The following is a 12,165-nucleotide window of genomic DNA, read 5'->3' as shown; positions in this document are numbered from 1 at the left end:
ACAAGAAAAAGGCGATCCTCGGATCGCCTTTTTCTTTTCCGTCAGAGCGCTTTCACCCTCAACTCCTTCGGCATCGAAAAGGTAATGTTCTCCGGCCGGCCATCCAGTTCGGTCTCCCCTACCGCGCCCCAGGTGCGCAGTTGCTCGACCACGCCACGTACCAGTACTTCCGGCGCGGAAGCGCCCGCGGTGATGCCGATGCCACTCACGCCATCGAACCACTCACGCTTGAGATCTTCGGCGCCGTCGATCAGATAGGCCGGAGTCCCCATGCGCTCGGCCAGTTCGCGCAGGCGGTTGGAGTTGGAGCTGTTCGGGCTACCGACCACCAACAGTACATCGCAGTCGCTGGCCAGCTGCTTGACCGCGTCCTGACGGTTCTGTGTGGCGTAGCAGATGTCGTCCTTGCGCGGGCCGCCAATGGCGGGAAACTTGGTGCGCAGGGCGTCGATCACCTTGCTGGTGTCGTCCATGGACAGGGTGGTCTGGGTCACGAATGCCAGGTTTTCGGGGTTGCGCACCTGCAGCTCAGCGACGTCCGCCTCGTCTTCCACCAGATAGATGGCGCCACCATTGCTGGCGTCGTACTGGCCCATGGTGCCTTCGACTTCCGGGTGGCCTTCGTGACCGATAAGGATGCACTCGCGACCTTCACGGCTGTAGCGCACCACTTCCATGTGCACCTTGGTCACCAGCGGGCAGGTGGCGTCGAACACCTTGAGGCCACGACGCGCCGCTTCGTCGCGCACGGCCTTGGAAACGCCATGAGCGCTGAAGATGACGATGACATCGTCCGGCACCTGATCCAGCTCTTCGACGAATACTGCGCCGCGTGCACGCAGATCTTCGACCACGAATTTGTTGTGCACCACTTCATGGCGTACGTAGATCGGCGGGCCGAAGACTTCCAGCGCGCGGTTGACGATTTCGATGGCGCGATCGACACCGGCGCAGAAGCCGCGGGGGTTGGCGAGTTTGATATGCATGGAGATTCTCGGCACGCGGTCATTCAGAAGGGGCAGTGTAACGCGGGATCGACCAGGGTTCCCGCTTCACGTGGCTCGGATGAAATCCGGGAAACGATGGTCACGCTTTCCCGGATTTCATCCGGACTACAGACTGCAACAAGAGCCTCGCGGCTGAAGCCGCTCCTACAAGAGCGGCTGCACGGGCTAGAGCGCCTTGACGTCGATGATTTCCACATCGAAGTCCAGCACCTTGCCGGCCAGCGGATGGTTGAAGTCGATGGTGACCTGCTTGTCATCGAACGCCTTGACCACGCCCGGCAACTCGGTATTGGCGGCGTCGTTGAAGATCACCAGCAGCCCTTCGGAGAGCTCCATGCCGTCGAACTGACTACGCGGCATGATCTGCACATTCTGAGGGTTCGGCTGGCCGAAACCCTGCTCCGGCTGCACCTGGACGCTGCGTTTATCGCCGGCCTTGAAGCCATATAGCGCTTGCTCGAAGCCTGGCAGCAGATTGCCGTCGCCGACCTTGAAGGTAGCCGGCTGCTTGTCGAATGTGCTGTCGACCACGTCGCCGTTTTCCAGCTTGAGGGCGAAGTGCAGGGTCACTTCCCTGTCCGGCCCGATGCGTACGTCTGTCATTGCGCAGCCTCCTTCGCGGACTTGTCGCTCTTGAACATATCCAGCGCCAACAGGATGGCGCCGATGGTGATGAAGGTGTCGGCCAGGTTGAACGCCGGGAAGAACCAGCGGCTCTGCCAGTGCACCAGAATGAAGTCGACCACATGGCCGAGCACCACACGGTCATACAGGTTGCCCAGCGCGCCGCCCAGGACCATGGCCAGTGCCACAGCCAGCAGGGTTTCGTGACGCTTGAGGCGCTTGAGCCAGATCACCAGCACGACGCTGACAACGATGGCGATGGCCGCGAAGAACCAGCGTTGCCAGCCGGCTGCATCGGCCAGGAAGCTGAATGCCGCGCCGGTGTTGTAGGCCAGAGTCCAGTCGAAGTAGCCCGGAATGACTTCGATGCGCTGATACATGCTCAGCGTGCCCTCGAAGATGTCCTTGGTCACCCGGTCGGCGACCAGGATCAGCACGCTCAGCAACAGCCAGGGCAGATGCCCGAAACGCGAGGCCTCAGGCATGCTTGCGCACCTCACCGATGCCTTCGAGGTTGCTCACGCAGCGACCGCACAGCTCCGGATGCGCAGCGTGGCTGCCGACATCGGCGCGGAAGTGCCAGCAGCGACCGCACTTGGCGTGGGCGGATTTGAGGATCTTCAGTTTCAGGCCTTCGACCTCGGTCACCACCGCATCACTCGGCGCATCGGCCAGCGGCGCGGTCTGCGCCGCCGAGGTGATCAGGGCGAAACGCAGCTCGTCGCCGAGCTTGGCCAGGTCGGCCTGCTTGGCCTCGTCGCAGAACAGGGTCACTTCCGCCTGCAGGCTGGCACCAATGGCCTTGGCCGTGCGCAGGTTCTCCAGCTCCTTGTTGACCGCAGCCTTGACCTGCATGACGCGGTCCCAATAGGCACGATCCAGTTCGAAGCCTTCCGGCAGGCGCTCCAGACCGGCATACCAGGTGTTGAGCATCACCGACTCGTTGCGCTCGCCCGGCAGGAACTGCCAGATTTCCTCGGCGGTGAACGCCAGGATCGGCGCGATCCAGCGCACCAGCGCCTCGCTGATGTGAAACAGCGCGCTCTGGCAGGAGCGACGCGCCACGCTGTCGGCAGCGGTGGTGTACTGGCGATCCTTGATGATGTCCAGGTAGAAAGCGCCCAGCTCCTGCACGCAGAAGTTGTGCACCTTGGAGTAGACGTTCCAGAAACGGTAGTCGGCGTAGGCCTCGATGATCTCTTCCTGCAGGCGCAGGGCAGCGTCCACGGCCCAGCGGTCGAGGTCGAGCATCTGCTCGGGCTTCAGCAGGTCCCTGGCTGGATCGAAACCGTTGAGGTTGGCCAGCATGAAGCGCGCGGTATTACGGATACGCCGGTAAGCGTCGGCGCTGCGCTGCAGGATCACCTTGGACACGGCCATCTCGCCCGAGTAGTCGGTGGAGGCGACCCACAGGCGCATGATGTCGGCGCCCAGGCTGTCGTTGACCTCCTGCGGGGCGACCACGTTACCCAGCGACTTGGACATCTTGCGGCCGTTCTCGTCGACCACAAAACCGTGGGTCAGCAGTGCCTTGTACGGCGCGTGACCGTCGATGGCGCTGCCGGTCAGCAGAGACGAATGGAACCAGCCGCGGTGCTGGTCAGAGCCTTCCAGATACAGATCGGCACGCGGGCCGTCGGTGTGGCCCATGTCGTGCGAGCCACGCAGCACGTGCCAGTGGGTGGTGCCGGAGTCGAACCACACGTCGAGGGTGTCGTTGATCTTGTCGTAATCAGCTGCTTCGGCGCCGAGCAACTCGGCAGCGTCGAGCTTGAACCAGGCTTCGATGCCCTCTTGCTCGACACGCTTGGCGACTTCTTCCATCAGCTCGACCGTGCGCGGGTGCAGCTCGCCGGTGGCCTTGTGCAGGAAGAACGGGATCGGCACGCCCCAGTTGCGCTGACGCGAGATGCACCAGTCGGGACGACCAGCGATCATGCTGTGCAGGCGCGCCTGGCCCCAGGCCGGGACGAACTGGGTCTGCTCGATGGCGGCCAGCGCGCGCTCACGCAGGGGAGCGCCCTGCTTGGGCTGAGTGTCCATACCGACGAACCACTGCGCGGTAGCGCGGTAGATCAGCGGCGTCTTGTGGCGCCAGCAGTGCATGTAGCTGTGCTGGATCGGCTGGTGCTTGAGCAGCGCACCGACCTCGGCCAGCTTCTCGACGATGGCCGGGTTGGCCTTCCAGATGAACTGGCCGCCGAAGAACGGCAGATCCGGGGTGTAGACGCCATTGCTCTGCACCGGGCTGAGAATGTCGTCGTTGCTCATGCCGTACGCTTTGCAGGTACGGAAGTCGTCCTCACCATAGGCCGGCGACGAGTGAACGATGCCGGTACCGGCGCCCAGCTCGACGTATTCGGCCAGGTAGACCGGCGAGAAGCGCTCATAGAACGGATGACGGAAACGGATCAGCTCCAGCGCCGCGCCCGGCGCGGTGGCGATCACCTGACCTTGCAGGCCGTAGCGCTGCAGGCAGGACTCGACCAGTTCCTCGGCCAGCAGCAGGATGCGCTCGCCGGTGTCGACGAGGGCGTAGGTAAATTCAGGGTGTACGTTGAGCGCCTGGTTGGCCGGGATGGTCCAGGGCGTGGTGGTCCAGATGACGATGGCGGTCGGCTTGCTCAGCTCGCTCAGACCGAAGGCGGTAGCCAATTTGCCTGCGTCTTCGATGGGGAAGGCAACGTCGATGGCATCGGACTTCTTGTCCTGATACTCCACCTCGGCCTCGGCCAGTGCCGAGCCACAGTCGAAGCACCAGTTCACCGGCTTCAGACCCTTGAACACGAAGCCCTGCTTGACCATCTCGGCCAGGGCGCGGATCTCGCCGGCCTCGTTGGCAAAATCCATGGTCTTGTAGGGGTTGTCCCAGTCGCCGAGCACGCCGAGGCGGATGAAGTCGGCCTTCTGCCCTTCGATCTGCTCGCTGGCGTAGGTGCGGCAACGCTCACGGGTCAGGTCGGCCGCCTGGTTCTTGCCGAAGGTGGTTTCGACCTTGTGCTCGATCGGCAGACCATGGCAGTCCCAGCCTGGTACGTAGGGCGCATCGAAGCCGGCCAGCGTCTTGGAGCGGGTGATGATGTCCTTGAGGATCTTGTTCACCGCATGACCGATGTGGATGCTGCCGTTGGCATAGGGCGGGCCGTCGTGCAGGACGAACTTCGGCCGATCTTCGCCAATCTTGCGCAGCTTGCTATACAGGCCAATCTCGTTCCAGCGCTGCAGGGTCTGCGGCTCGCGTTGCGGCAGGCCGGCCTTCATCGGGAACTGGGTATCGGGCAGGTTCAGCGTAGCTTTGTAGTCGGTCATTTCGGGCTCTTCATCAGCGGGTGGCTCTGCCAATAATCACGGGCAGCGGCGATATCGGCGGCAATCGCCGCCTTCAAGGCCTCCAGCGAGGCGAAACGCTGCTCATCACGCAGCTTGTGGTGGAAAGCCACCGAGAGACGCCGGCCATACAGATCGCCGGCAAAATCCAGAAGGTGAACTTCCAGATGGGCGCTGCCGTCACCGGCAACGCTGGGTCGCACGCCAATATTGGCGACGCCCGGTTGAATCACGCCATCGACTTCGCAGCTCACCAGGTAGACGCCAGTCAGCGGCACCTTGCGCCGCTTGAGCTGGACATTGGCGGTGGGCGCATCGAGCTGGCGGCCGAGTTTCTGCCCGTGCAATACGCGCCCGGCGATGCGAAACGGCCGACCGAGCAGGGCTTCGGCCAACTCGAAATCGCCATCGGCAAGTGCCTGGCGCACACGCGTGCTGCTGACCCGGCCACCCAGCACTTCGACGGTGGTCGAAGCATCGACACTGAAACCGTGGCGCAGGCCTGCGGCCTTGAGAAATTCGAAATCCCCAGCGCGGTCACAGCCGAAACGGAAATCATCGCCGATCTCCAGATCTTTGACCTTGAGCCCGTCGACCAGTACGCGCTGGACGAACTCGGCAGCCGACAGTTCGCGCAGGCGGCGGTTGAAGGCCAGGCACAGCACCATGTCGACGCCTTCGGCAGCCAGCAGGGCGAGCTTGTCACGCAGGCGGGTCAGGCGTGCCGGCGCGGTATCCGGGCCGAAGAATTCGCGCGGCTGCGGCTCGAAGATCACCACGCAGCTGGGCACGGCCAATTCCGCGGCACGCTCGCGCAGACGCGCCAGGATGGCCTGGTGCCCACGATGAACGCCGTCGAAATTACCGATGGTGACCACACAGCCCCGCGCCTGGGGCTGCAGGTTATGAAGACCTCGAACCAGCTGCATAGCACGCTTCTTGTTCACAAAGTGGCCGATTATACGCACAGCAGGCCACGCACAACAGGCATCGCGACGCCTTGAATCGCAGGGTGCGCCATGCGCACCACTCCTGCGCCGACCCGACAGTGCGCACGGCGCACCCTGCAATGGCTACAGCGACCGCCGGGCGAAATCGCGCAGGCGAAAACCCAGTACCAGCAACATGCCGAAGTAGGCGATCAGACCAGCAAACACCAGCGCGCCCAAACGCAACAGGCGCACAAGCATCTCGCCTTCGGCCCAGGCTGGCATGAGCTGCAGCAGCCCCAGCAGCACTGCGACCATCACCGCCACCGCGACCACCAGTTTGAGCAGGAACAGGCCCCAGCCCGGCAGCGGCTGAAAGATATCTGCACGGCGCAGCTGCCAGTACAGCAGGCCGGCGTTCAGGCAGGCCGCCAGGCTGATCGCCAGCGCCAGGCCAACATGCGCCATATCCAGGCCGAACACGAACAGCGCGTTCATCGCCTGAGTCGCCAGCAGACTGACGATGGCAATGCGCACCGGTGTCTTGATGTTCTGCTGGGCGTAGAAGCCAGGCGCGAGGATCTTGATCAGAATCAGCGCAAGCAGGCCGACCGAATAAGCCACCAGCGCCCGCTGGGTCATCAGCGCGTCCTCTGCGCCGAACTTGCCGTACTGGAACAGCGAGACCACCAACGGCTCGGCGAGAATCGCCAGCGCCAGGGTGCAGGGCAGCACCAGCAGAAAACACAGACGCAGCCCCCAATCGAGCAGACGGCGGTATTCGTCGCGGTTCTTGCTCGCATAGGTCTTGGAGAGTGCAGGTAGCAGGATGGTCCCCAGCGCCACGCCCAGCACACCCGAGGGCAGCTCCATCAGGCGGTCGGCGTAGTACATCCAGGACACCGAGCCAGCCACTAGGAAGGAAGCGAAAATGGTGTTGATGATCAGCGAAATCTGGCTCACCGAAACGCCGAAGATCGCCGGCCCCATCTGTTTGAGCACGCGCCAGACACCGAGATCACCGAAACTCAGGCGCGGTAGCACCAGCATGCCGATCTTCTTCAGATGCGGCAGTTGCCAGAGCAGTTGCGCCAGCCCCCCGACCAGTACCGCCCAGCCCAGCGCCATGATCGGCGGGTCGAAATAGGGCGTCAGAAACAGCGAGAAGACGATCATGCTGACGTTGAGCAAGGTCGGCACGAACGCCGGTACCGAAAAACGGTTCCAGGTATTGAGCACGGCCCCGGCCAGCGATGACAGGGAGATCAGCAATATATAAGGAAAAGTCACCCGCAGCAGATCGACAGTCAGCTCGAAACGCTCGGCCTCATCGGCAAAACCCGGTGCCGTGGCCCAGACGATCCAGGGTGCAGCGAGCACGCCGATGGCCGTGACCAGCGCCAGCACCAGGGTCAGCAAACCAGAGACGTAGGCCACGAAGGTGCGCGTGGCCTCCTCGCCCTGCTGCATCTTGTATTCCGCCAGGATCGGCACGAAGGCCTGCGAGAACGCCCCTTCGGCAAAAATACGGCGCAGCAGATTGGGCAGCTTGAAGGCCACCACGAAGGCATCCGACGCCACCCCGGCACCAAAGGTGCGGGCGATGATGGTGTCGCGCACGAACCCCAGCACGCGCGAAACCATGGTCAGTGAACTGACGGCAGCCAGGGACTTGAGCAGATTCATGGGGTATTTCGGCTTCCATAAAGAGGTGCAGTAGCGGACAATCCGCCGCCCAACGAAGGCGTCGAGTGTAGCGAGCCACCACTGGTCAGGCCAGCACAGGAAAGCGTCATCAGACTTGACAGCAGGCAGATGGATCGGCATGATTCGCGGCCTTATTTGTCGTAACCCCCCAGTTTTCGAGGAGCTTGACGGTGGCCAACTCACCTTCTGCCAAAAAACGCGCCAAACAGGCTGAGAAGCGCCGTAGCCATAACGCCAGCCTGCGCTCGATGGTTCGTACCTACATCAAGAACGTAGTCAAGGCTATTGCTGCCAAAGATCTCGAGCTTGCCAAAACCGCTTACACCGCAGCCGTTCCGGTCATCGACCGCATGGCTGACAAAGGCATCATCCACAAGAACAAAGCCGCTCGTCACAAGAGCCGCCTGAACGCGCACATCAAGGCGCTGGGCGAAGCTGCTGCCGCCTAATCGCGACAGGTTCTTGAAAAACCGGCCCCAGGGCCGGTTTTTTATTGCCTGTCATTCCTGGTGGCCGCCCAACGAGCCATGACGCACAACGCTGAAAACGTATCCCGGCAACTTTTAGTTGCCCACAATCGCACTCATAAAACATGCCCGCCTTCTCAATGGAACGCGGGCATTTTTGTCCAGCGGACGAGAATCAGCCGCGAGCAGCCTTGATCACGTCGATATAGGGCTCGGCATTGCGCTGATCCTGAATCAGTGCGATGAAATCATTGCCCTGCGCATCAGTGGCCGAAAGGTCGTAGCCCTCGGCGACGAAGAAACCCACGAAACGCTCGAAGTCATCGATACGCAGGCCGCGATAAGCCTTGACCAGCTTGTGCAGCGAAGGCGGTGTGGCGTCCGCTGGTTCCACCGCAAGGAACAGCTTGATCGAGTCATCGCTGATTTCTTCGCCAATCACCTGCTTCTTGTCTTTACGCATCGCCCGCTCCCGCCAGCATTACAGAGGGCCGGCAGTGTACCGCCGAGCTGCGCGCGGCTCAACGCACAGCCAGGCAGGCTAACACGCGAACAATCGACACGACAGCCGACCTAGGTCATGCCGCGCCCAGCGAACTGGCTCCTATAATGCGCCAAGCCATTAGGAAGCCAGCATGTCACGCTCATCGTTACCGCTGTTCGCCGCCTGGCGCCAGACCCTGCGTGCAGGCTACTCGTGGAAGGCCCTGCGCGGAGACTTGGGCGCCGGCCTGACAGTGGGCATCATCGCCATTCCGCTGGCCATGGCGCTGGCCATCGCCGTGGGGGCGGCGCCGCAGCACGGCCTATACACCGTGTTGATCGCCGCACCACTGATCGCTCTATGCGGCGGCTCTCGCTTCAATATTTCCGGCCCCACCGCCGCCTTCGTGGTGATTTTGTTGCCGATCACCCAGCAGTACGGCCTCGGTGGTTTGCTGCTGTGCACGCTGATGGCTGGCGTGATTCTGATTACTCTGGGCCTGCTGCGCGCCGGACGCCTGATCGAGTTCGTACCCTATCCGGTGACACTGGGCTTTACCGCCGGCATCGGCATCGTCATCGCCGTTCTGCAGATCAAGGACCTGTTTGGCCTGCATCTGGCCGGAGCGCCTCAACATCTGCTGGAACAGATCACTCTGCTGGTCCGCGCCCTTCCCAGCCTGCAGCCCGGCGACAGCCTGGTAGGCGCCGCATGCCTGGCGACACTGCTGATCTGGCCGCGCCTGATGCCGAAAATTCCCGCACACCTGGTCGCCCTGGCGGTCGGCGCGCTGCTCGCACTCGTACTGGAACGCCTGGGGCTGCCGGTGGCGACATTGGGCGAGCGCTTCAGTTATCAACTCGATGGCATCGAATACCCCGGTATCCCGCCCTTCCTGCCGAGCCTGGCGCTTCCCTGGAACCTGCCGGGTGCTGACGGCCAGCCGCTGGCGCTGTCATTCGAACTGATTCGCCAACTGCTGGCACCTGCATTCGCCATCGCCATGCTCGGCGCCATTGAGTCATTGCTGTGTGCCGTGGTCGCCGACGGCATGACCGGCAGCAAGCATGACCCCAACGCCGAACTGATCGGCCAGGGCCTGGGTAATCTGGCCGCGCCGTTCTTTGGTGGCATCACCGCCACTGCCGCCATCGCCCGCACGGCAGCAAACGTGCGGGCAGGCGCCTTTTCGCCGATGGCGGCACTGGTACATGCAGGCGTGGTGCTGGCAGCGATTCTGCTGCTCGCGCCGCTGTTCGGTTATCTGCCCATGGCCGCTCTGGCGGCGCTGCTGCTGATGGTGGCGTGGAACATGAGCGAGCCACAGCATGTCGCCCATACCCTGCGCATCGCACCGCGCAGCGATGTACTGGTACTGCTGACCTGTCTGGTGCTGACGGTGCTGTTCGACATGGTACTGGCCGTTGGCGTCGGCCTGCTGCTGGCGGCAGGGCTGTTCATCAAGCGCATGAGCGAGCTGACCGATACGGCTGCGCTGAGCCGGCAGCAGCGTCAGGCCCTGCAGGATCTGCCCGAGCACGTGCTGGCTTACGCCATTCGCGGCCCGCTGTTTTTCGGCGCGGCGGAAAAAGCGCTGAGCGTGCTGCGCCGCTTTACCCCGGGCGTGCGCGTGGTGATCGTCGATATCAGCGCAGTGCCACTACTGGACATGACCGCCATCGCCGCGCTGGACAACGTGCTGCGCGACTATCGTCAGCAGCACGTGGCGCTGATTCTGAGCGGGCCGACTGCGCAGGTGCGCTTGCAGCTGCGCCGCGCCGGAGTGCATCGCCGTGAAGGCGAGTTGGCGTATGCGCGGGATCTGCCGCAAGCACGGGAAAAGGCGCTGCGCTGGCTGGATGGCACACCGGGGAAGGCGCCACCCGAGTAGGGTGCACCATACGCACCGGGGACAGCGACCGGAAAGGCGGTGCGCACGGCGCACCCTACCTGGCTGCGGCGCGCGAGAGTACATCGCCGTGAAGGCGAGTTGGCGTATGCGCGGGATCTGCCGCAAGCACGGGAAAAGGCACTGCGTTGGCTGGATGGCACACCGGGGAAGGCGCCACCCGAGTAGGGTGCGCCATGCGCACCGGGGACAGCGCCCGGAAAGGCGGTGCGCACGGCGCACCCTACCTGGCTATTGCCCGAGCGGTGCTAACGCTACGTATGGATAAAGGGACTTACAGCCCCTTGACCGCAAAAATGCCGGCAGCGTTGCGCCAGTAACCCTTGTAGTCCATGCCATAACCGAAGATGTAGCGGTCGATGCAATGCAGGCCCACATAGTTGGCCTTCAGGTCCGGGCGCGCCTTGCGCTCGTGTTCCTTGTCGATCAGCACCGCAGTGTGCACGGCGCGCGCACCGGCGTGGCGACAGAAATCGATGATCGCGCCCAGGGTGTGCCCCTCATCGAGAATGTCGTCGATGATCAGTACATCGCGGTCGATGAACGAAACTTCCGGCTTGGCCTTCCAGAACAGCTCGCCACCACTGGTTTCGTTGCGATAGCGCGTGGCATGCAGGTAGGACGCCTCCAGTGGGAAGTTCAGCTTGGTCAGCAGCTTGCCAGAGAAAATCAGCCCGCCGTTCATGACGCAGAACACCACAGGGTTGCGCTCGGCCAGCTCGGCGTTGATCTGACTGGCGACCTTGTCGATAGCCGCTTCTACCTCGGCTTCGGTGAACAGACAGTCGGCTTCCGCCATGACTTGGCGAATGTGCACGAGATCGGCGGACATGATGTGTTCTCTCTTGATCGGGCTGAAGAATGGCGGCGGACAGCCTGAAAGCTGATCGAACCGTCAAATAAAAGCGGGCAAAGGTACAGACCCCGGCAACGCTTGCCAAGTATCGACTGACCAGCGTAGCCGATGCGCGGCACGGGGCATCGTGACTCATCAGTCACCCACCACTTGGCACAAGCAATGCTTTAATCTAACGCGATTTTTCCCCAGAGCCCCGTTGGAGATCCCAGCCCATGCCCACTCGCGAGATCCGCCACCCGCTGATCCGTCACAAGATCGGCCTGATGCGCCGCGCCGATATCAGCACCAAGAATTTCCGTGAGCTGGCCCAGGAAGTGGGCGCCCTGCTGACTTATGAAGCCACCAACGATCTGCCGCTGGAAACCTACGAAATCGAAGGCTGGGCAGGCACCGTGCAAGTCGAGAAAATCGCCGGCAAGAAAATCACCGTAGTGCCCATCCTGCGCGCCGGCATCGGCATGCTCGATGGCGTGCTCAGCCTGATCCCCGGTGCCAAGGTCAGCGCCGTGGGCGTGGCGCGCAATGAGGAAACCCTGGAAGCGCACACCTACCTGGAAAAGCTCGCGCCGGAAATCGACGAGCGCCTGGCGCTGATCATCGACCCGATGCTGGCCACCGGCGGCTCGATGGTCGCCACCATCGACCTGCTGAAGAAGGCCGGCTGCAAGGACATTCGCGCCATGGTCCTGGTCGCTGCTCCCGAGGGCATCAAGGCCGTCGAGCAGGCTCACCCGGACGTGACCATCTTCACCGCCTCCATCGATCAGCGCCTGAACGAGCATGGCTACATCATCCCGGGCCTGGGCGATGCCGGTGACAAGATCTTCGGCACCAAGCAGAAGGACGCCTGAC

11 protein-coding genes are annotated in these 12,165 nt (G+C 62.8%); 3 read left to right on the top strand and 8 right to left on the bottom strand.

Annotation, left to right across the window (positions count from 1 at the left end):
• Positions 1–41 precede the first annotated feature (41 nt).
• The 6 genes from ispH to murJ form a co-directional block, all read right to left on the bottom strand.
• Complete coding sequence (ispH, locus tag GV002_RS17210) at positions 42–986, bottom strand: 4-hydroxy-3-methylbut-2-enyl diphosphate reductase (RefSeq protein ID WP_160019542.1); 945 nt, start codon at positions 984–986, stop codon at positions 42–44.
• Positions 987–1,172: 186 nt separating this feature from the next.
• A complete protein-coding gene (locus GV002_RS17205) occupies positions 1,173–1,610 on the bottom strand; it encodes an FKBP-type peptidyl-prolyl cis-trans isomerase (protein ID WP_160019541.1) in 438 nt (145 codons plus the stop codon).
• Complete coding sequence (lspA, locus tag GV002_RS17200; protein WP_160019540.1) at positions 1,607–2,116, bottom strand: signal peptidase II; 510 nt, start codon at positions 2,114–2,116, stop codon at positions 1,607–1,609. The genes GV002_RS17205 and lspA overlap by 4 nt, the downstream gene beginning before the upstream one ends.
• Positions 2,109–4,940: an isoleucine--tRNA ligase gene (ileS, locus tag GV002_RS17195; RefSeq protein WP_160019539.1), complete on the bottom strand. Its 2,832-nt coding sequence runs from the start codon at positions 4,938–4,940 to the stop codon at positions 2,109–2,111. The genes lspA and ileS overlap by 8 nt, the downstream gene beginning before the upstream one ends.
• Positions 4,937–5,887, bottom strand: coding sequence for a bifunctional riboflavin kinase/FAD synthetase (ribF, locus tag GV002_RS17190; RefSeq protein WP_160019538.1), 951 nt, complete (start codon positions 5,885–5,887; stop codon positions 4,937–4,939). Before ribF ends, ileS begins: the two co-directional genes overlap by 4 nt.
• A 144-nt stretch (positions 5,888–6,031) precedes the next feature.
• Complete coding sequence (gene murJ, locus GV002_RS17185; protein WP_160019537.1) at positions 6,032–7,573, bottom strand: murein biosynthesis integral membrane protein MurJ; 1,542 nt, start codon at positions 7,571–7,573, stop codon at positions 6,032–6,034.
• A gap of 191 nt (positions 7,574–7,764) precedes the next feature.
• Here murJ and rpsT point away from each other — a divergent pair, with 191 nt between their 5' ends.
• Positions 7,765–8,043: a 30S ribosomal protein S20 gene (gene rpsT / locus GV002_RS17180; protein ID WP_003243036.1), complete on the top strand. Its 279-nt coding sequence runs from the start codon at positions 7,765–7,767 to the stop codon at positions 8,041–8,043.
• A 193-nt stretch (positions 8,044–8,236) separates the two neighbouring features.
• On the opposite strand, the gene GV002_RS17175 is transcribed toward rpsT, so the two are convergent.
• Complete coding sequence (locus GV002_RS17175) at positions 8,237–8,524, bottom strand: PA4642 family protein (protein ID WP_160019536.1); 288 nt, start codon at positions 8,522–8,524, stop codon at positions 8,237–8,239.
• 172 nt (positions 8,525–8,696) lie between these two features.
• Here GV002_RS17175 and dauA point away from each other — a divergent pair, with 172 nt between their 5' ends.
• A complete protein-coding gene (gene dauA / locus GV002_RS17170; RefSeq protein ID WP_160019535.1) occupies positions 8,697–10,436 on the top strand; it encodes a C4-dicarboxylic acid transporter DauA in 1,740 nt (579 codons plus the stop codon).
• A 292-nt stretch (positions 10,437–10,728) separates the two neighbouring features.
• Here dauA and GV002_RS17165 read toward each other — a convergent pair whose 3' ends face one another.
• Positions 10,729–11,286, bottom strand: a complete 558-nt coding sequence (locus tag GV002_RS17165) for a hypoxanthine-guanine phosphoribosyltransferase (protein ID WP_160019534.1) — start codon at positions 11,284–11,286, stop codon at positions 10,729–10,731.
• 239 nt (positions 11,287–11,525) lie between these two features.
• On the opposite strand from GV002_RS17165, the gene upp reads away from it, so the two are divergent.
• Complete coding sequence (gene upp / locus GV002_RS17160; RefSeq protein WP_160019533.1) at positions 11,526–12,164, top strand: uracil phosphoribosyltransferase; 639 nt, start codon at positions 11,526–11,528, stop codon at positions 12,162–12,164.
• Position 12,165 lies beyond the last annotated feature (1 nt).

The sequence above is a fragment of the Pseudomonas sp. 8O genome, from assembly GCF_902506495.1.
Classification (GTDB): Bacteria; Pseudomonadota; Gammaproteobacteria; order Pseudomonadales; family Pseudomonadaceae; genus Aquipseudomonas; species Aquipseudomonas chaetocerotis.
Note: the sequence above shows the minus strand (reverse complement) of the source record. Positions and strands in the feature narration are given on the sequence as shown.